21 protein-coding genes are annotated in these 19,434 nt (G+C 56.9%); 10 read left to right on the forward strand and 11 right to left on the reverse strand.

What is annotated here, in order from left to right:
• Window positions 1–8: 8 nt before the first annotated feature.
• On the reverse strand, window positions 9–1,184 hold the full coding sequence (tuf, locus tag SIB38_RS22045) for an elongation factor Tu (RefSeq protein ID WP_412551048.1): 1,176 nt from the start codon (window positions 1,182–1,184) through the stop codon (window positions 9–11).
• A 94-nt stretch (window positions 1,185–1,278) separates the two neighbouring features.
• Window positions 1,279–1,914, reverse strand: coding sequence for a hypothetical protein (locus SIB38_RS22050; protein WP_294119448.1), 636 nt, complete (start codon window positions 1,912–1,914; stop codon window positions 1,279–1,281).
• Window positions 1,915–2,041: 127 nt separating this feature from the next.
• On the opposite strand from SIB38_RS22050, the gene SIB38_RS22055 reads away from it, so the two are divergent.
• From SIB38_RS22055 to SIB38_RS22065, 3 genes are all read left to right on the forward strand, one after another.
• Window positions 2,042–3,424 carry a cytochrome P450 gene (locus tag SIB38_RS22055; RefSeq protein WP_294119449.1) on the forward strand — a complete coding sequence of 461 codons (1,383 nt, stop codon included), beginning with the start codon at window positions 2,042–2,044 and terminating at the stop codon, window positions 3,422–3,424.
• A 64-nt stretch (window positions 3,425–3,488) separates the two neighbouring features.
• Window positions 3,489–4,301 (forward strand): DUF2189 domain-containing protein, encoded by an 813-nt coding sequence (locus SIB38_RS22060; protein WP_412551049.1) that lies wholly within the window; start codon window positions 3,489–3,491, stop codon window positions 4,299–4,301.
• A gap of 112 nt (window positions 4,302–4,413) precedes the next feature.
• Window positions 4,414–4,998, forward strand: coding sequence for a hypothetical protein (locus SIB38_RS22065; RefSeq protein ID WP_294119453.1), 585 nt, complete (start codon window positions 4,414–4,416; stop codon window positions 4,996–4,998).
• A gap of 224 nt (window positions 4,999–5,222) precedes the next feature.
• Here SIB38_RS22065 and SIB38_RS22070 read toward each other — a convergent pair whose 3' ends face one another.
• A complete protein-coding gene (locus SIB38_RS22070; RefSeq protein ID WP_294119454.1) occupies window positions 5,223–7,571 on the reverse strand; it encodes a DNA topoisomerase IV subunit A in 2,349 nt (782 codons plus the stop codon).
• A gap of 161 nt (window positions 7,572–7,732) precedes the next feature.
• Between SIB38_RS22070 and SIB38_RS22075 the strand changes: the two genes are divergently transcribed.
• From SIB38_RS22075 to SIB38_RS22100, 6 genes are all read left to right on the forward strand, one after another.
• A complete protein-coding gene (locus SIB38_RS22075; protein ID WP_412551050.1) occupies window positions 7,733–8,347 on the forward strand; it encodes an SH3 domain-containing protein in 615 nt (204 codons plus the stop codon).
• A gap of 45 nt (window positions 8,348–8,392) precedes the next feature.
• A complete protein-coding gene (locus tag SIB38_RS22080) occupies window positions 8,393–9,226 on the forward strand; it encodes an SDR family NAD(P)-dependent oxidoreductase (protein ID WP_294119457.1) in 834 nt (277 codons plus the stop codon).
• 79 nt (window positions 9,227–9,305) lie between these two features.
• A complete protein-coding gene (locus SIB38_RS22085) occupies window positions 9,306–9,509 on the forward strand; it encodes a twin transmembrane helix small protein (protein WP_294119459.1) in 204 nt (67 codons plus the stop codon).
• A gap of 4 nt (window positions 9,510–9,513) precedes the next feature.
• A complete protein-coding gene (locus SIB38_RS22090; protein ID WP_412551051.1) occupies window positions 9,514–10,086 on the forward strand; it encodes a cob(I)yrinic acid a,c-diamide adenosyltransferase in 573 nt (190 codons plus the stop codon).
• Between the two features lie 247 nt (window positions 10,087–10,333).
• Window positions 10,334–11,092 carry an electron transfer flavoprotein subunit beta/FixA family protein gene (locus tag SIB38_RS22095; protein ID WP_294119476.1) on the forward strand — a complete coding sequence of 253 codons (759 nt, stop codon included), beginning with the start codon at window positions 10,334–10,336 and terminating at the stop codon, window positions 11,090–11,092.
• Window positions 11,092–12,021, forward strand: a complete 930-nt coding sequence (locus SIB38_RS22100) for an electron transfer flavoprotein subunit alpha/FixB family protein (RefSeq protein ID WP_412551052.1) — start codon at window positions 11,092–11,094, stop codon at window positions 12,019–12,021. The genes SIB38_RS22095 and SIB38_RS22100 overlap by 1 nt, the downstream gene beginning before the upstream one ends.
• Window positions 12,022–12,094: 73 nt before the next feature.
• On the opposite strand, the gene SIB38_RS22105 is transcribed toward SIB38_RS22100, so the two are convergent.
• Window positions 12,095–12,922 carry a DUF6473 family protein gene (locus SIB38_RS22105; RefSeq protein WP_294119478.1) on the reverse strand — a complete coding sequence of 276 codons (828 nt, stop codon included), beginning with the start codon at window positions 12,920–12,922 and terminating at the stop codon, window positions 12,095–12,097.
• Window positions 12,923–13,083: 161 nt separating this feature from the next.
• On the opposite strand from SIB38_RS22105, the gene SIB38_RS22110 reads away from it, so the two are divergent.
• Complete coding sequence (locus SIB38_RS22110) at window positions 13,084–13,959, forward strand: 3-hydroxybutyryl-CoA dehydrogenase (protein ID WP_294119479.1); 876 nt, start codon at window positions 13,084–13,086, stop codon at window positions 13,957–13,959.
• 70 nt (window positions 13,960–14,029) lie between these two features.
• On the opposite strand, the gene SIB38_RS22115 is transcribed toward SIB38_RS22110, so the two are convergent.
• Genes SIB38_RS22115 through SIB38_RS22145 form a run of 7 tightly spaced genes read right to left on the reverse strand, consistent with a single transcriptional unit; the run spans window position 14,030 to window position 19,432 of the window.
• Entirely contained in the window at window positions 14,030–14,917 is an 888-nt protein-coding gene (locus SIB38_RS22115; RefSeq protein WP_294119480.1) for a lysophospholipid acyltransferase family protein, read from the reverse strand.
• A gap of 27 nt (window positions 14,918–14,944) precedes the next feature.
• Complete coding sequence (locus SIB38_RS22120; protein WP_294119481.1) at window positions 14,945–15,223, reverse strand: HPr family phosphocarrier protein; 279 nt, start codon at window positions 15,221–15,223, stop codon at window positions 14,945–14,947.
• A 4-nt stretch (window positions 15,224–15,227) separates the two neighbouring features.
• Window positions 15,228–15,620, reverse strand: coding sequence for a PTS sugar transporter subunit IIA (locus SIB38_RS22125; protein WP_294119483.1), 393 nt, complete (start codon window positions 15,618–15,620; stop codon window positions 15,228–15,230).
• Between the two features lie 5 nt (window positions 15,621–15,625).
• The gene (gene rapZ / locus SIB38_RS22130; protein ID WP_294119484.1) at window positions 15,626–16,543 is read right to left on the reverse strand and encodes an RNase adapter RapZ; all 918 of its coding nucleotides are present in this window, start codon (window positions 16,541–16,543) and stop codon (window positions 15,626–15,628) included.
• A complete protein-coding gene (locus SIB38_RS22135) occupies window positions 16,544–17,008 on the reverse strand; it encodes an HPr kinase/phosphorylase (protein WP_294119485.1) in 465 nt (154 codons plus the stop codon).
• A 3-nt stretch (window positions 17,009–17,011) separates the two neighbouring features.
• Complete coding sequence (locus tag SIB38_RS22140) at window positions 17,012–18,697, reverse strand: ATP-binding protein (RefSeq protein WP_412552074.1); 1,686 nt, start codon at window positions 18,695–18,697, stop codon at window positions 17,012–17,014.
• Between the two features lie 33 nt (window positions 18,698–18,730).
• Window positions 18,731–19,432, reverse strand: coding sequence for a response regulator transcription factor (locus SIB38_RS22145; protein WP_412551053.1), 702 nt, complete (start codon window positions 19,430–19,432; stop codon window positions 18,731–18,733).
• Window positions 19,433–19,434 lie beyond the last annotated feature (2 nt).

A 19,434-nucleotide genomic window follows, 5' to 3' on the forward strand; every position in this document is an offset into this window, starting at 1 on the left:
AAGCACCCTTACTCAACGATCTTCGACACAACACCGGAACCAACGGTGCGGCCACCTTCGCGGATCGCGAAGCGCAGGCCTTGCTCCATCGCGATTGGGGCGATCAGCTCAACGTTGAATTTCAGGTTGTCACCAGGCATCACCATCTCGGTGCCCGCTGGCAGCTCAACAGTGCCGGTCACGTCAGTGGTCCGGAAGTAGAACTGTGGACGGTAGTTCGCGAAGAATGGCGTGTGACGGCCACCTTCATCCTTGGTCAGGATGTAGGCTTCTGCTTCGAACTTGGTGTGTGGGTTCACGGAACCTGGGGCACAGAGAACCTGACCACGCTCAACCGCTTCACGGTCAACACCACGCAGCAGCGCGCCGATGTTGTCGCCCGCTTCACCGGAGTCCAGCAGCTTGCGGAACATTTCAACACCGGTACAGGTGGTTTTCTGAGTGTCTTTGATGCCAACGATTTCGATTTCGTCGCCAACGTTGATCACGCCACGCTCAACACGGCCGGTCACAACAGTACCGCGGCCAGAGATCGAGAACACGTCTTCGATTGGCATCAGGAACGGCTGGTCAGTCGCACGTGGTGGCTGTGGGATGTACTCGTCAACAGCCGCCATCAGCTCAGCAATTTTCTCTTTGCCGATGTTGTCGTCGCGGTCTTCCAGAGCCGCCAGAGCGGAACCGGCGATCACAGGAATGTCGTCGCCTGGGAATTCGTACTCAGACAGCAGCTCGCGGATTTCCATCTCAACGAGTTCCAGCAGCTCTTCGTCGTCAACCTGGTCCACTTTGTTCATGAAAACAACCATGGCAGGGATGCCAACCTGGCGGCCCAGCAGGATGTGCTCACGGGTCTGTGGCATTGGGCCGTCAGCCGCGTTCACAACCAGGATCGCGCCGTCCATCTGCGCCGCACCGGTGATCATGTTTTTCACGTAGTCAGCGTGGCCTGGGCAGTCAACGTGGGCGTAGTGACGTGCGTCGGTTTCATATTCCACGTGCGCGGTGGAGATGGTGATACCACGTGCTTTTTCTTCAGGCGCGCCGTCGATTTCGTCGTACGCTTTGAAGTCACCAAACTGCTTGGTGATCGCAGCGGTCAGCGTGGTTTTACCGTGGTCAACGTGACCAATGGTGCCGATGTTGCAGTGCGGTTTACTGCGCTCAAACTTTTCCTTAGCCATCTCGGGCGCCTTCTAATTTTGGTGGGGCCACATTGGCCCGTTTTCCTCTACCGCGCGCGACATATGGTGTTACGCGCCAAAAATCAAGCGTGCATTATCCCTGGCTCGCTTGTTGCTCCTGCAGCCGTTGCCGCATTTCCTCGTTCTTGTTGTCTTTCCAACACTTGGCGAGGTCTGCCGCCGCCACATCATCCACCAGACAGGCGCTGTTTTCATGCATCCACTTTTCGATCTGCCGCGCCGCATTGTAGGTCAGGTTGGCCATCTGCTCTTCCGCGGTCATCGAGAAGCCGCTGGAGGCGATCAGCGAGGAGCCCGTGAAGGATTCCAGCACAAAGATTTCCTTGGCCTCTTCGTTGAACTTCGCTCCGGCCCGGTCATCCCAGGCGGTCACGGTGATGATGATCGCAGACTTTGGCTGCAGGATCAGCGGCACGCCCTTCTGGGCCAACGCATAGCCGTTGATGTTCACGCCAAAATGCACCAGCCGCGTGCCATTATAGCGCGACGCGCCCATACGGGCATCGATGGCATTCTTCATGCTGGCAATAAACGCCTCAGTGTCCGCTTCACGCGACAGCGGCCCCTTCTGGATGTCCGGCGCGACCACGATGTTATGGCCCAGCACAAAGTCGCCCAGATCCAGCGGCTCGTCGGTGACCTCTTTGGTGGGCGCCGTACAAGACACCAGCGCGGCCAACGCCGCGATGCATGCAACCAGTCTGAACATGGGCATTATTCTCCGCCACTCTTCCTCAATAAGTTGCCGTTGGCATATCGGATTGCCTGTGTCCGCGCAATCAAAGGCTTTGTGCACTCTGATCCCTCGCCTATTCTGCTCCGTAAGGAGAACCATGATGTCTCATCTCGCACCAGCCCCTGACGCCCCAAAGCGCCCGCTGCCCGTGCATGCCGCCTTGGCCACCGAGCCACTGGGCCTGTTTGGCTCGCTCAAAGCCGCCCGCAGCAATCTGCTCTCGATCCTGCCGGAACTCGCCGTGCGCCAGCCCATGGTTTCCGGCCGCACCGGATTGCGTTGGCACATGGTCATGGACCCGGGCGCGATCCGCCGCATTCTTCTCGAAAAGGTAGACGACTACCCAAAGTCCAAAGCCACCAAGAACATCCTGCGCCCGGCTATTGGCGACAGCCTGTTCATCGCCGAAGGCGCCCATTGGCGGTGGCAACGCCGCGCCGCAGCCCCGGTGTTCACCCATCGCAACATTGCCAATCTCGCCCCAGTCATGGCACAGGCCGCCGAGCGCGCCGCCAGCCGTATCGCGGACCAAGCCCCCCACGCCGTCGATATGATGAGCGAGATGGTGCAGACCACCTTTGACGTGATCAGCGAAGTGACGTTCTCCGGCGACGGCAGCTTTGACAGCTCCAAAGTGCATCAGGCCATCGATGACTACATCGCCGAGGCCGGCAAAATCTCGCTCCTGGATATGCTGGGTGTGCCCGACTGGGTGCCGCGTCCCGGCCGCATGATGTCCGGCAACGCCGTGGGCGACATGAAGCAGGTCGCCGACAGAGCCATTGAAGCCCGAAGGGCGCGCGGGGCCAAAGACACGCCAGACTTACTTGACCTGCTGCTCGCCGGTGTCGATCCGGAAACCAAGAAAACCATGAACACCGCAGAGCTGCGCGACAACCTGCTGACCTTCATTGTGGCAGGCCACGAAACCACCGCGCTCACCCTCGCCTGGGCGCTTTATCTTTGCGCCTTTGACCAAGACGTTCAAGACAAGGCCCGCGCCGAAATTGCCGACATCTGCGATGATGGTGCGATTACCGGCGACCAGGCCATGCAGCTGACCTATGTGCGCCAAATCATCGACGAGACCCTGCGCCTCTACCCACCGGCGGGCATCATCTCCCGCACCGCGCAGACCAATGACATGCTCTGCGCCCGCGAAATCCGACCCGGCGACACCGTCATGATCCCGATCTACACCTTGCAACGCAATCGTCTGCTCTGGGACGATCCCGACGCCTTCAAGCCGGAACGTTTTGCCGACCGCAAAGCCATCGACCGCTACGCCTACCTGCCTTTCGGCGACGGACCCCGCATCTGCATCGGCGCCAGCTTTGCCATTCAGGAAGCGGTGATTGTGCTTGCCACTCTCCTAAAACGCTTCCGCTTTGATCTGGTTGAGGGCAAACCGCCCAAGCCAGTGATGATCCTCACTCTGCGCCCCGAAGGGGGCGTTTGGCTGCAAGCGTCTCCACTCGACTGAACACACACCCCTTGCCGGATCACCATCCCTTACCGCACACTCATTGGTAAGGGAGGCCCATGTCATGACATCCGAGACCACCAAGCCCAGCGCGCCGGAAAAGCTGCCCCCACGGCCACAGCTCATCCCCGGCACCAACAAACTGTCGGCGCAAGACGTCACTGACGCGCTCAAATCCGGGTTTGACGACTTCCTCGCCCATCCGGTGATGAGCGGCTTTTTCGGCCTGTTTTATGCCGCCTTCGGCATCCTCTTTGTCTGGTGTCTGGCGTGGCTTGGCAAAATCTGGATGATCATCCCGGCCTCGGTTGGCTTCCCTCTGGTCGCACCCTTTGCCGCCGCAGGCCTCTATGAAATGTCACGCCGCCGCCAAACAGGGCAAAGTTTCACCTGGTCCGACATCTTCACCGTCATGGCCCGCCAGCGCAAACGCGAGATGGGCTGGATGGCCTTTGTCACGCTCTTCATTTTCTGGGTCTGGGTCTACCAAGTCCGCCTCTGGCTCGCGATCATCCTACAAGACGCGTCTTTCTCTGACTTCGCTGGCTTTCTGAACGTGGTCTTCCTCACGCCTGAAGGCTGGACCTTCCTCGCCATCGGCACCTGCGCCGGCGCCCTGCTCTCCGCCGCGCTGTTTTCGGTGACCGTAATCGCCATGCCGATGCTGTTGGATCGCGAAACCGATTTTGTGACCGCTATGCTGACCTCTGTGCATGTGGTCAAAGAGAACCCCGTGGTCATGCTGACATGGGCCGCAATCATCTCCGCCACCATGCTGCTGTCGCTGGTCCCTGCATTCTTGGGGTTAATCTTCACATTGCCAATTCTGGGCCACACCACCTGGCATCTATACCAACGGGCGGTGGAGTCACAATAACCTTGAAGCCACGCAAATTCCGTTCCGACAGCACATTGTATCCATAGGAAAGAACTGCATACATACAGAAAACCATCCATAGATATGGAGCACTCAAGTGACACCCCCAAGCGTGGACAACATCATGAGAGAAGGCGGTCGGTCGCTGCGTGGCCCCCTTCGATGGGGCAATTTGACTGCCTTATATGCCTTTCTTGCTGGATGCATCGGCTTCCTTGTGAACCAGTTTGGCTACAATTTTCTGCTCCATGCTGACTACACCGACAGCACCCTTTCGAATGTGGTTCTCACAGGAGCTGGCGCGGTGGGTCTGTTCGGTGCGTCTTTCGTTGTCTTCTTTGATCGCAGGGCGCACAATGGACGTTTTTCTTGGCACCCCAAAATGCTTGTCCTGACCGTGGGCATATTCCTTATGTACAGCTTAGGCACCAGGGAACTTTTGCACTCTGGCCTGCTGGCGTCGGCCGCAATTAATGGCAGCACTGTTTCACACGAGCATATTGTGACTGGAAAAATCCGAAGCCAAAAAACGTGCAAGAGAGGACTGACATTTGACGATCTCCCCGCGTTCTGGAACCGTCTTTGCGGTGTCTCTGAAGATCAGTGGAATGCAATTGAGGTCGGCCAAAAACTCATCGTGACAGGCACCGGAAATCAGTTCGGAACCATTCCCAAAACCTTCCGTTACGCCAACTGAAGACCACATAAGGCTTGTATGCCCCTCAAGCACACTTATGCCCCTCAAGCACACTGCCAGGCACTCAACCCAAACGCGCAGAATCGCTACAATTCGTAGCCGCACCGACCGTTGCGCCCGTCGCTTTTCATCAAAAACGCGCACCTCCGCAAAACAGTCGTGATACCGACACAATACCGACGTGACATTTCAATGAAAAACGGAGGCGCAACGGCCCCCGAAATTTATTTGTCGAACTTGTAGTCTTTGGGGAAGCCATAGGGCGCTTTCTTGCCCACCCCGGCCCGTTTCCCAAGCCAATCTGACAGGTCTGGCTCGTGCCGCGTTTTGCCACTGCCGCCCATCGACCAGGTCAGACCATTTTCCCATTCAAAGGTGGTGATATCGGACAGCCCGCCGTCCAGCTCCAGCGTACCCTGACGCCCGCGCGCCATGTTATACTTCTGAATTCGCACACCTTTTCCGCGCCCAAGCTCTGGCATCTCGGAAATCGGGAACACCAAGAAACGGCCGTTTTTGGACACCACAGCCACATGATCACCCGACACAGGCTTACAGATCATCGCGCGAATGTCGTCTTTCACGTTTAGCACCTGTTTGCCCGTCCGCGTCTGCGCAATCACGTCTTTTTCCGGCACCACAAACCCGTCACCCGCGCTGCTGGCCACCAGCAGCTTGCGATCCGGCTTATGCACAAAAATGTCAATGATTTCAGCCTCATTCGGCAGATCCACCATCAGCCGCACAGGTTCCCCCATGCCACGCCCGCCCGGCAAATTCGCCGCGCTCAGCGTGTAGAACCGCCCATTGGAGCCAAACATCAAAAGCCGGTCCGTCGTCTCCGCATGGAAGATGAATCGCGGCCCGTCACCATCCTTGAACTTCAGCTCCCGCTTCAGATCAATGTGGCCAGACATGGCGCGAATCCAGCCCATCTGAGAGCAGACAATCGTCACCGGCTCACGGTCGATCATCGCCTCAATCGGCACCTCTTCAACTTCCGCCGCCTCGGCAAACACCGTGCGCCGCGCACCAGCTTCATAGCCCTTGCCGAAGGTCTTCTTCGCTTCTTTCAGCTGCTCGGAAATCCGCTCCCACTGCAGGTCGTCGCTGCCCAAAAGCGCAACGATTCCAGCGCGTTCTTCCTGAAGCGCATCCCGCTCCCGGATCAACTCCAGCTCTTCAAGACGCCGCAAGCTGCGCAGGCGCATGTTGAGGATCGCCTCGGATTGCACCTCGGTCAGCTGGGTGGCACCAGAGCCCGGCAACGGAGATTTGTAGTCCTTTTCATCCAGCGCGCGTGGGTGGTCCTGATCCCAGTCCTCCGCCATCAACGCCTGCTTCGGCGCATCGTCATAGCGGATGATGTCGATCACTCGGTCCAGGTTGAGGAAGGCGATGATGAAGCCTTCCAAGACCTCCAGACGGTGGTCAATCTTCTCCATCCGGTGCTTGGACCGGCGAATGAGAACCTCGCGACGGAAGTCCAAAAACGCCCGCAGAACCTCTTTCATGGAGCAAACTTTTGGCGTCACCCCATCAATCAAGACGTTCATATTCAAAGAGAATCGAATCTCTAGATCACTGCTGCGATAAAGCATGTTCATGAGCACATCCGGCTCAACATTCTTGCTCTTCGGCTCCAGGATCACGCGAATGTCATCGGCCGATTCATCGCGCACATCCGCAAGAATAGGCACCTTCTTGGTCTGGATCAGCTCCGCCAGCTTTTCGATCAGCTTGGACTTCTGAACCTGATACGGGATCTCAGTGACCACAATCTGCCACTGCCCGCGCCCAAGGTCTTCTTTCTCCCACTTACAGCGCAGCCGGAAAGAGCCACGCCCCGTGCGGTAGGCCTGCGCAATGCTTTCAGGCGGCTCAACAATCACGCCCCCGGTCGGGAAGTCCGGCCCCGGCACGTAGTTCAGCAACGTGTCATCGCGCACATCCGGCGTCTTGATCATGTGCAAGCAGGCGTCGCACAGCTCGCTGATGTTATGCGGCGGAATATTGGTCGCCATACCCACCGCAATCCCGGAGGCACCGTTTGCCAGAAGGTTCGGGAAGGTCGCCGGCAGAACCACCGGCTCGCTCAGCGTGCCGTCATAATTCTCTCTGAAATCAACAGCATCCTCATTGAGGCCTTCCAGCAAGGCTTCCGCCACAGAGGTCATCCGCGCCTCTGTGTATCGGCTCGCCGCCGGGTTATCCCCGTCGATGTTGCCGAAGTTACCCTGCCCGTCGACCAACGGATAGCGCACGTTGAAGTCCTGCGCCAAACGCGCCATCGCGTCATAAATCGCCGCATCGCCGTGCGGGTGATAGTTGCCCATCACGTCGCCGGAAATCTTCGCCGATTTCCGGAAGCCGCCCGTCGCGCTAAGCTTTAGTTCACGCATCGCATACAGAATACGGCGGTGAACGGGTTTTAGCCCGTCCCGCGCGTCCGGCAGCGCCCGGTGCATAATCGTACTCAGCGCATAGGTCAGGTAGCGATCGCCAATCGCCCGCCGCAGCGGCTCAGTCACATTCTGTGTAGGGAGTTCGTCGTCATCGATCAGGTCAGTCATACCCCGCTGATAGCTTTTGCCGATGCGCCGGTAAAGCAGATGCGAGGGAACACTCGCGAATTTTTCCCCGACGTGTTATGATGTGTGCAGTGTAAACCTTTGTTTGATCCTGTAATGCGACAGTGTTGTGAGTACGGGTGATTCTCTCGGGGGTTGATTAAGTGAACAAGTTTGTAATTATCAGTTTTGCATTTCTAGGCTTTGTATTTTGGGAGCTCAGCGGCGGGTCAGATTTCGAACCCAAAACGCGGGTTCAAACGGCCGACAAGAAGGCTCCACAGCAAGTTGAAGACGCGCCGGTTGTGGCGCGGGCGGCTTTGTCTGTGCCGATCATCAAGGCGTCTGCCACGCCTGCAGATACACAAAGCGCTGCCACGCCTGTCTTGTTGTCTGCAGAAGCAACCAATTTGCATGAAGCCGACACAACGCAACCGGCGCAACCGGTTGTCGTGGCTTCGCTTGTTACGGGACTTGAGTCTTTTGCCACACCGGGCGCGCCAGTGCTTGTGAAACCGACCGTGACCGACGCCGACGTGCAGGACACGCTGGCCTTGGCTCTGGAATCGCAAAGCGCACCCGACCTACGCCGCGTACGTGGTTCTCGCGTTAACATGCGCGGCGGTCCAGGCACATCTTACAACGTGCTCATGGTCCTACCGCGTGATCGCGAAGTGGAAGTCTTGCGCGAGAATGGCTCCGGCTGGGTCAAGCTCAAGGATAGCGAAACAGGTCGAATCGGCTGGATGGCCAGTAAAATGCTGGTGGCATCGAACTGAACTGCTCCCTAAGTTGCAAAAAACTCATTTTGCGACGGGGCGTCGATGTCACAGAAATCCATTTTAATCACCGGCTGCTCGTCCGGAATCGGCCTGGCAGCAGCACATAGCCTGCGCGCCCGTGGTTGGCGCGTGTTTGCTTCGTGCCGCAACCCCGACGACTGCAAACACTTGGTTTCGGAAGGCTTTGACAGCCCCCGCATTGAATTGCGCGATGCTGAAAGCATCCACGCTGGCCTACAAGAGGTTTTGGCGTCCACAGGGGGCACGCTGGATGCCCTCTTCAACAACGGTGCCCGCGGCATGCCCGGCGCAGTCGAAGACCTCCCTGCCGATGGCCTGCGCGACCTCATGGAAAGCAATGTCATCGGCTGGCATGACCTCACGCGCCAAGTGATCCCCGTCATGCGGGCGCAGGGCCATGGCCGGATTGTTCAAAACTCTTCGGTCCTAGGCTACGTCTCGATGCGGTATCGCGGCGCCTACGTGGCGAGCAAACATGCCATCGAGGGCCTCACTGACAGCCTGCGCATCGAGCTGCGCGACACACCCATCCACGTCAGCCTGATTGAGCCCGGCCCGATAACCTCTGACATGCGCAAGAACAATGCGGCGCAGTTCTTTGAGTGGATCGATTGGGAAAACTCCGCCTTTGCGGAGGACTACAGACACGGGCTGGTCAAACGGTTCACCGAGAAGCAGGAAGGCCTGGACCCGTTTGAGCTCCCCGCAGAGGCCGTGTGCAAGAAACTGATCCACGCGGTGGAGGCTAATCGCCCGCGTGCGCGATACCGCGTTACTACCCCCGCCCACATCATGAATGTGTTTCGACGCGCCCTGCCAACGTCCTTCCTTGATTGGGTGATCGCCAGGGCTTGATGCGACGTAGTGTCAGAGGTGGTTCAGTTTTGGGCAATGACCCGCTACACCAGTGCCACCGCTGAACATGGAGACCCCTATGGCAAACGATCCCCTCTTCTGGCTTATCGCAGTCACCTGCCTGGCCGTGCTGTTCATCCTTCTGGTTGGCATCGGAGGATTTGCCAAAGGTGGCGAGTTTAACAAAAAATATGCCAACAAAATCATGCGCCTACGTCTACTCGCGCAGTTCATTGCGGTCATTCTGATCGTTGGTTTTGTCTGGCTACGCAGCGGAGGCTGAGCACATGGTTGTTCTCAACAAAATCTACACGCGCACCGGAGATAAAGGCACCACAGCCTTGGGCAATGGCGACAGAGTCGCCAAACATGACGCACGCGTGGCCGCCTATGGCACCACCGACGAGCTCAACGCTTTCCTCGGTGTCGCTCGTCTGCATGCCGAAGGTGACATGGACGCGGCGCTCGCTCGCATTCAGAACGACCTGTTTGATTTGGGCGCAGATCTGTGCCGCCCCGACATGGCCAAAGATGCCGAGGCCGAGTACCCGCCGCTGCGGGTGGTTGCCAGTCAGGTCTCCCGTCTTGAAAGCGAAATTGACGACATGAATGCCCAACTGGAGCCTTTGCGCAGCTTCATCCTGCCCGGCGGCTCTGCACTGGCTGCCCAGCTGCATGTGTGCCGCACGGTTGCCCGACGTGCAGAACGGTTGTCCGTAGATCTGGCGCAATCTGAGGACATCAATGCTGATGCGGTGACCTATCTCAATCGCCTCAGCGACTGGTTCTTTGTGGCAGCGCGCATCGCCAACCATGAAGGCCGTGCCGACGTGCTTTGGGTTCCTGGCGCGAATCGCTAGATGGTTGAGTGAGGCCGTTAGCGCCAACAAGGTAGTTGACGCAAATTCCCCTTACGTAACTTTTCTGCGCCGCGGAAACATTCTTGCAAAAAACGTGGCGTGAAAACGCTGATACGCGACGTCGTTGCGCCTAAACGTGACGATTTTGCTCTGTTTCGCCAGCGTTGCACACTATATCAACGCGGTGAGAGCATTCCGATGAGCTGCCTTTAGGCGGCTTTGACAAACTTTGAGGAGTCCTACGCCCATGAAGGTACTAGTACCTGTCAAGCGCGTGATTGACTACAACGTGAAGGTCCGCGTGAAAGCGGATGGCACAGGTGTCGATCTCGCCAACGTGAAAATGTCCATGAACCCGTTTGATGAGATCGCCGTTGAAGAGGCCATCCGTCTGAAGGAAGCGGGCAAAGCGGACGAAATCGTCGCAGTTTCCATCGGTGTGAAGCAAGCTCAGGAAACCCTGCGCACCGCTCTTGCCATGGGTGCCGACCGCGCCATTCTGGTTGTTGCTGCTGACAGCGTTGACCAGGACATCGAGCCACTGGCCGTTGCCAAAATCCTCGCCAAAGTGGTTGAGGAAGAGCAGCCAGGTGTTGTGCTCTGTGGCAAGCAAGCGATCGACAACGACATGAACGCCACCGGCCAGATGTTGTCTGCGCTGCTGGGTTGGTCCCAGGCGACCTTTGCTTCCGAAGTCGACATCGACGGCGACAAGGCTGTTGTAACCCGCGAAGTGGATGGCGGTCTGCAGACCATCAAGGTCAACACACCAACCATCATCACCGTGGACCTGCGTTTGAACGAGCCGCGTTATGCGTCCCTGCCAAACATCATGAAGGCGAAGAAAAAGCCGCTGGATGAGAAAACCGCTGCCGACTACGGCGTGGATGTCACTCCGCGTCTGGAAGTTGTGAAGACTTCTGAGCCATCTGAGCGTGCCGCCGGCATCATCGTAGGCTCCGTCGACGAGCTGGTTGAGAAACTCAAAGAAGCGGGGGCTGTGTAATGGCTGTTCTTCTTCTCGCAGAAGTCAACAACGGCGAACTGGCGTTGGACGCCACCGCCAAAGCTGTCACCGCTGCCAAAGCACTGGGTGATGTAACCGTTCTGGCTGCTGGTGCCTCTGCTGCCGCAGCTGGCGAAGCCGCTGCCAAGATCGACGGTGTTGCCAAGGTTTTGGTTGCCGAAGACGCATCTCTGGGCCACCGCCTGGCGGAACCAACAGCTGCGCTAATCGTTTCCCTCGCGGGTGACTACAGCCACATCGTGGCCCCAGCGACCACCGACGCCAAGAACGTGATGCCACGCGTGGCCGCGCTTCTGGACGTGATGGTGCTGTCGGACGTGACCGCAGTGGTTGACGCAGACACTTTCGAGCGTCCGATCTACGCCGGTAACGCGATCCAGACCGTGAAGTCTAACGACTCCACCAAAGTCATCACCTTCCGGACGTCGACCTTCGACGCGGCAGGCGAAGGCGGTTCCGCTTCTGTGGAAACCGTTGGCGCAGCCGACAATCCAGGCCTGTCCGAATGGGTTGAAGACAAAGTGGCCGAAAGCGATCGTCCAGAACTGACCTCCGCAGGTGTGGTTGTCTCCGGCGGCCGTGGCGTTGGTTCTGAAGAAGACTTCAAAATCCTCGAAGCCCTGGCTGACAAGCTGGGCGCAGCTGTTGGTGCATCCCGTGCCGCGGTTGACTCCGGCTACGCACCAAACGACTGGCAGGTTGGCCAGACCGGTAAGGTGGTTGCACCAGAGCTTTACATCGCAGCGGGTATCTCCGGCGCAATCCAGCACCTGGCCGGCATGAAAGACTCCAAGATCATCGTTGCGATCAACAAAGACGAAGAAGCGCCTATCTTCCAGGTTGCTGACTTTGGTCTGGTTGCCGATCTGTTTGAAGCAGTGCCAGCGCTGACAGAGAAACTCGGCTAAACTCCGGCCACTCACAAGACATGAAGGCCCGCCTTTTCAGGCGGGCCTTTTTCATTGGGCGTGTGGCGTGGTCTTAGGTCAGCTTCGCCAGCGGCTTTTGCAACGCGTCAGCCGCCTCCTGATGGGCTGAAACACCCAGCATCCGTTGCGCCGCGACACGTTCCATATCTGTGCATTGCATACCTGTGATGCCCTGCGCTTGCGCGTCCTCGCTCACCACCACTTCGACAATGTCATCCACCATAGGGCGCAGTTCTTCGATCATCAGCCGGTCTACAAACAAGGGGTCTGGTCCCAAACCGCTTGTCCCCATGGCCGTTTCCGGCGCATGGTCCGCCACCCAGAGCAGGACAATCTTGCCGCCAATCGTGTTCAGCAACAACTTCATACGTGCGCTCCACGCCATGCGCAGTTCGTCCCGCACCATGGCGTAACGGTCCGGCGCCCGCGCGCACAGTGTACCCAGCATATGTCGGGTAAAATGGAACTCGCTAAAGTCGATCTCGTTGAACACCATCTGCATCATGTTGGAAGCGCCAATAAAGCGGTCGTTCCGACGCGGGTGCACCTTGTAATACCGGTTGGACATATTCTGCGCGCCCATGACCTGAACAACGGTCACTTCGGATTGCTGCGCAATATGCAACACCGACGGCTCCGCAAGAAACGCGTCGATACCCGCATTCACATACCCAAAGTTCACACAATTGATCGGCAGCGCCTCATCCAGCAGACTGACAAACGGCTGCGGTACAAACTTGCCGTAGGTTTCCGTACCCCCAAGAAACGCAACAAAGGGCTCGTCGAGCGCCTTCTGAGGACCACGAAACAATAATCGCGATTCCCCGTATTGGCACGGCTCATAATTGAGCTCGGTGCCAGACATCTTTTCGTAAGACATTTTCTCACCACTAATTTTCTCACCCAGTAGAGAGAATCGCCGAAAGCCCTTGCGAAAAAGCTAATGCGCGATTTTGTGGCAAGTTTTAAAGGCCTTATCCACTTGCAGCTACTACGTGCGCGGGCCTATGGTCAGCCAGGGATTTTGAGAGGATTTCACTTATGGACATCAAGTCGATTGGCGTCGTTGGAGCAGGCCAGATGGGCAACGGTATCGCGCATGTAATGGCGCTGGCCGGATATGATGTTCTTCTGAATGATATCAACCAGAACGCGCTGGAAGCAGCCGTTGGGCGCATCGACAAAAACCTCGAACGGCAGGTGAGCCGCGAGATGATTTCCGCCGAAGAAAAAGCCGCCGCAATGGGGCGGATAGAGACCACATTGGAGCTGCCAGCACTTGGCGGAACCGACTTGGTAATCGAAGCGGCCACAGAGCGTGAAGAGATCAAGCATCAAATTTTTGATACTTTGAAGCCCCACCTTGGCCCCGATACCCTCCTCACGTCAAACACATCATCAATTTCCATCACGCGACTCGCGTCTCGTACGGATCGTCCGGAACGCTTCATGGGTTTCCACTTCATGAACCCGGTGCCGATGATGAAACTGGTCGAGCTGATCCGCGGCATCGCCACCGACGAAGACACCTACCAGACGTGTCTGGGCATCGTGGAGCGCCTCGGCAAGACCGCCGCCAGCGCCGAGGACTTCCCGGCCTTTATCGTGAACCGCATCCTGATTCCAATGATCAACGAAGCCTGCTACACGCTCTATGAAGGCGTTGGCAATGTGGCTTCCATCGACAACGCAATGAAGCTGGGCGCGAACCACCCGATGGGCCCTTTGGAGCTGGCCGACTTTATTGGCTTGGACACCTGCTTGGCGATTATGAATGTGCTGCACGACGGCCTGGCGGACACCAAGTACCGCCCATGTCCTCTGCTTACCAAATATGTCGAAGCGGGATGGCTTGGCCGCAAAACCAAACGCGGTTTTTATGACTACAGAGGCGACGTACCGGTGCCAACGCGCTAACACAAAACCAAAAGCAAAAACGCGAGGTTCCGACCTCGCGTTTTTTTGTTTTGAGCCATCTAAAGAGAAATCAGGCGTTCTTTCCGAGGTCCAGCGTGTGCTGGCGCAACCACGCCATAAATCCACGTGGATCAGATTGGAGCTGCTCCATTTGCTCATCTGTCAGCGGCGCACCAACGACAGGTGCCTGCGGCTTGTCGCAGGATCGAACAATCTCGTGTAGCAGCAACCCCTGCCGCAGAATTGGCGATAGTTTGTTTGCGATCTGATAGGCACGGCTGTTTTGACCAGGGTAGAAAATCGGAACCACGCGTGCGCCAGAACGGCGGATCATCTGCGCAGTGAAGACGTTCCACTCTTGTTCAATGGCCGGTCCAAACCAGGTGTCCGAGCTCATGACAACACCCGAGGGGAACAGTGCAACGACGCCCCCGTCTTTCAAGTGCGCCATCGCCTTGCCGCGCATTTCAACCATTTTGCGCTGCGCGTCGGGGTCGTGCGGAAAAGGCACTGGGATCATGAAGCTGGACGCGGCTTCATCAAGCCCGGTCAGCACGGAGCGCGTCAAAATACGATAATCTTGGCGTACACGGCCGATCAAATCCGCAAAAATCATGCCGTCCACCATCCCGTGCGGGTGATTGGCCACAACCACGACAGGACCTTCTGACGGAATGTTCTGGAGTTGCTCGAGCGGCGTTTGCAGCTCAATACCCATCACATTGAGCGCGCCACGCCAGAACTTCTGGCCGCGGTATTTCTCATTGTCGCGTTCAAACTTGTTGACCATGCGCAAGATTTTTAACTTGCCAGTCATCCACTCGATTGCGCGAATTGCAAACGAGGTCCAGCGGTCATCAAAGGAATTGGCATAGGTCAACGTGCGGCGATCATAGACCTGACCTTCCGTCTCTGATGCAGGCTTTGCGACCTGCGCCTCTGGCACCGTATCTACCAAATTCGTCTTCCTACGCCGTGGCCCTTGTCAGAATCCTTCACCGAACTTGTCTGCGACAAGCGCCTCAATGGCATCGGCCAAGGCCTGTGCATCCGGCCCGCTGGTTTCCACTGCAATGCTGGTACCCTTGGAGGCCGCCAACATCAGCAACCCCATAATACTGTCACCACCCGCACTCAAGCCATCCTTTGACACTTCTGCCGAAGCGTCAAAGCCTTCGACAACCTCAACAAGCTTTGCGGATGCGCGTGCATGCAGACCTTTTTCATTCACGATTTGCATCGTGCGTTGGATGACATCACTCATCTGCTTACCCTGTTTGAATATTTTGGCTATCGATATATTTGCGGCCAGCTTCCAGCGCCGCTCTGACCGCATCCGCTACGTCCAAGTGGCGGCTTTTGGCCAGTTTAATCAACATCGGCAAATTTGCACCATAAAGGATGCGCCGATTGGCTGGGGCACAGGCACGCAAGCTCAGATTGGACGGCGAGCCACCAAACATGTCTGTAACCACCACAACGCCGTCCCCGTGGTCCACGGCATCGGCCGCGGCACAGATTTCACGCTGTTTCTGGCTGCGATCATGATCGGGCTCAATAGTAATCGCGCTGACGCCGTTCTGGGCGCCAACGACATGTTCCATGGCGGCCAAATATTCATTGGCCAAACCACCATGTGCCACGATCACGATACCGATCAAGCTATCTATTCCCCATCTTCTGCGATCTGCGGACGCGCGCTTAGCACTGCGTACCGATTGAGTTCGCGATGTCTTATAGACACCCGCCAGCCCCTATTTGCAAGGGATTCGGCAATTGTCTCGGTCATGAATACGGAGCGGTGTTTGCCACCAGTACACCCAAAGGCGACGTGAAGATGACTGCGCCCCTCGCGAACATAGCCAGGCAACGCGTGCTCCATCATATCCTTCAGGTTGGAAACAAATGGAGCGTAGCCCGGATCGGTCGCTATGTATTCGCCAACGGGCTCATCACCACCATCCATGACGCGAAGTTCGGCTTGCCAATGCGGATTGTGCAAAAATCGGCAATCAAAGACCAAATCTGCCCCCTGGGGAATGCCACGTTTGTAGCTGAAAGACTGAAGCGTCAGACCAATCGCCTGATCATCTTGTGGCGCAAACCTGCTTTGCACAGCATGGCGCAGTTCATGTGGTGTGAGCTCCGAAGTCTCAATCAACACGGTGGCCCTGCCCCGCACCTCTTGCAGCAACGACAGCTCAGTCTCAATTCCCGCGTTGGGATCTTCCTGCCGATCCAGAGGATGGCTACGCCGGGTCTCATTATAGCGACGGCGCAAGACTTCCGCGCGGCAATCCAGGTACAACAACTCCGGCGCCACATTGGGCAACTCATCCACCAGTTCCAACGCGTCCAGAATGGCCGCCGGAGAAAAGTCCCGATTGCGGACATCCAGGCTCAGCGCCATAGGCCGCTTGAGCGGTTGACCGGACAAAAGTCTCGGCAGCAACCCCAACGGGAGATTGTCAATGGTTTCAAACCCTGCATCCTCTAGTGCTTTGATTGCCGTAGAGCGCCCGGCACCTGATGGACCAGTGAGCAGCACCAAAGGTACTGTGTCCTGCGTGATGTCAGAGATCATTCAGGCGTTCCTTCCATGACGCAACAGCTGCAATACGGCAGCGGCAAAATAAGGGGCATCTACCCCCAAAAGCATGGGAAGTTCCTGCCCCAACACTTGAACTTGCCTTGGATGCGGCAACCTCTGGTCTTCCGTTTGGTCCAAATCGATCACCAAGTGCAATGGAATATCCTGCACAGGATTAGCGCGCAAAATTCCCACTGACCGCGCCTCGATCAATCCGCGAGTGGTATCTGGTGCTGACGCCAGAAGTCGCCCTTCAGAGAGACGAACAACGGTTTGGTCATCCGACACAAGCTCCGCACCATACGCCATGAGCTGCAGCGCCAGGCTCGATTTTCCACGACCCGCAGCCCCCCTTATCAGAACTGCACGCCCGTCATCGGCCACGCAGGACGCATGCAACAGGGTTTCTTCAACGGCGATGTCCGACTGTGCAGAGAATAGATCGTCCGCCTGCGTCATGGCTTACACCGGCAACCCCACAACGAAACGTGCGCCAAGAGGCTCCGAGGTCACATCCGCATCGGTTGGCCGGATGTTCTCCGCCCAAATGACGCCGCCGTGCGCCTCCACAATTTGCTTAGAGATGGCCAGCCCCAAACCGGAGTTATTTCCAAACTGGGATTCAGGCCGATGTGAATAGAACCGGTTGAAGATTTTGTTCAGTGCCTGCTCTGGAATACCTGGGCCAGTATCTTCCACAACCACCAACACACGGTTTTCGCGCTTGCGGGCCCACACACGGATTGCGTCCCCGTCCTCACAAAAACTGATCGCGTTGGTGATCAGATTCACAAAGACCTGCGCAAGACGCGCCTCCAAGCCGGTGATGTCAATCGGCGCATCAGGCAAGTCCGTGATGAAGTCGATACCTTTTCCTTTGGCATCTTCGCCCAAATACTGCGTCAGATTGCCAACCATCCCAAGCAGGTCGAAGGTCTCTTCTTCTTCCTTGACCAGTTCGCTGTCCAAGCGCGATGCATTGGAAATATCGCTCACCAACCGATCCAAGCGGCGTACATCATGCTCGATCACATTGAGCAGCTTTTCCCGGTGTTCTTCCTTTTTGACCATACGGAGCGAGCCAACCGCAGACCGCAAAGACGCCAATGGGTTTTTAATTTCATGGGCAACGTCAGCAGCGAACTGTTCGTTACTGTCTATCCGTTCATAAAGGGCTGAAACCATGCCGCGCAAAGCTCCAGACAAACGTCCGATTTCATCTGGTCTTGCCGTTAAATCCGGAATGCGCACACGGCCCGGATTCACTTTGCGGCTATCGCTGTCTCTGCCCAGCTCTGCCGCAGCTGCCAGATCAGAGAGCGGGTTTGAAATGGTGGACGCCAACACCATGGACAAGCCCACAGACACCACTGTGGCGATCAGGAACATCTGCAAGACGCGTTCCCGCTCGGAACTCACCATGCGATCAAGCTCACCGGAGGCACTTGTCAACACCACTGCGCCAACGACACTGTCGTTTTGCTCAATGGGGACAGCCATCGCGAATACATGTCCACCATCAGCCGCGACAAGCGTCTCGAAGGTTTCCTTGCCGGCCACGGCAGCCTGAGCCATCGTTTGAAGCTGACTATTCAATTGGTCCGCCGAAGCTTCCGCAGCACCGTCCTTGCCAGAGATCGAACTCCAAATCTTATTGAGCGCAGATGTGAGCGGCGCGCCTTCTGGGCGCTCTGCCAAAACCTCGGCCGCCTCCGCAGACGCTTTGCCTTCTTTTGAACCAGCCGTTTTTCCCGCCGCGTCATAGACATGCACGGTTGTGCCAACTTGCAGCGGCAGCTTTTCAAGCGTTGAACCAACATCAACACCGTCATTTGTGGCGAGGTTGACAGGCGCGCCTGACGGCAACTGGGCCTCGAAAGCTCCAGCAATCAGCCTAGCCTCGGTCACAAGCCCAGTGGCGCGCTGCACCGCGAAGCTGTCACGGGCGCTGTTGAGAAATAGAATACCTGCGACCAACACCAAGAGTGCGATCATATTAAAGGTAATAATTTTGCGTGTCAGCGGGGACTTCCCCAGAGGTAAAAGCCGGCGACGTTCGCGCCGGCCTTGCAACTCATCTTCGACGTTGGCTTCAGGGGCGACCCAATCATCGCCCAAAACAACGTCCCCGTCCCGCCCTTGGGCCATGTCTTGCACGTTGGTCCTTCCGGCCTTGTGTCGTTACTCTTCGTTGTACCTATAACCGATGCCGTACAGCGTCTCAATTGCGGAGAAGTCACGATCTACGGTCCGCATTTTCTTGCGAAGACGTTTGATGTGGCTGTCGATCGTGCGGTCGTCAACATAGACTTGATCATCATATGCGACGTCCATCAATTGGTCGCGGCTTTTCACAAAACCGGGTCGTTGCGCAAGCGCCTGCAACAAAAGGAATTCAGTCACGGTTAGCGTGACATCCTGCCCCTTCCAACTCACCGAGTGGCGCAGCGGATCCATGGTCAATTCACCACGTTCCATGATTTTTGTGTCTTCGGTTTCGCCAACAATATCGCCATCGACGGCTTCTTGGCGGCGCAACAGCGCGCGAATGCGCTCCACTAGCAAACGCTGGCTAAACGGCTTTTTGACGTAGTCATCTGCGCCCATGCGCAATCCCAGCACCTCATCGATCTCATCGTCTTTGGAGGTCAGGAAGATCACCGGCATACTGGTCTTCTGACGCAGACGCTGTAACAGATCCATACCATCCATGCGCGGCATCTTGATATCCAGAACAGCCATATCCGGGAGTTTTTTGCTAAATGCATCCAGCGCCTGCTGGCCGTCATTATATGTCTCGACTTCAAACCCCTCCGCCTCAAGGGTGATAGAAACCGACGTCAGGATATTCCTGTCGTCATCCACAAGGGCAATTTTCGACATGG

This window comes from Shimia sp. MIT910701, from assembly GCF_047126315.1.
Classification (GTDB): domain Bacteria; phylum Pseudomonadota; class Alphaproteobacteria; order Rhodobacterales; family Rhodobacteraceae; genus Shimia.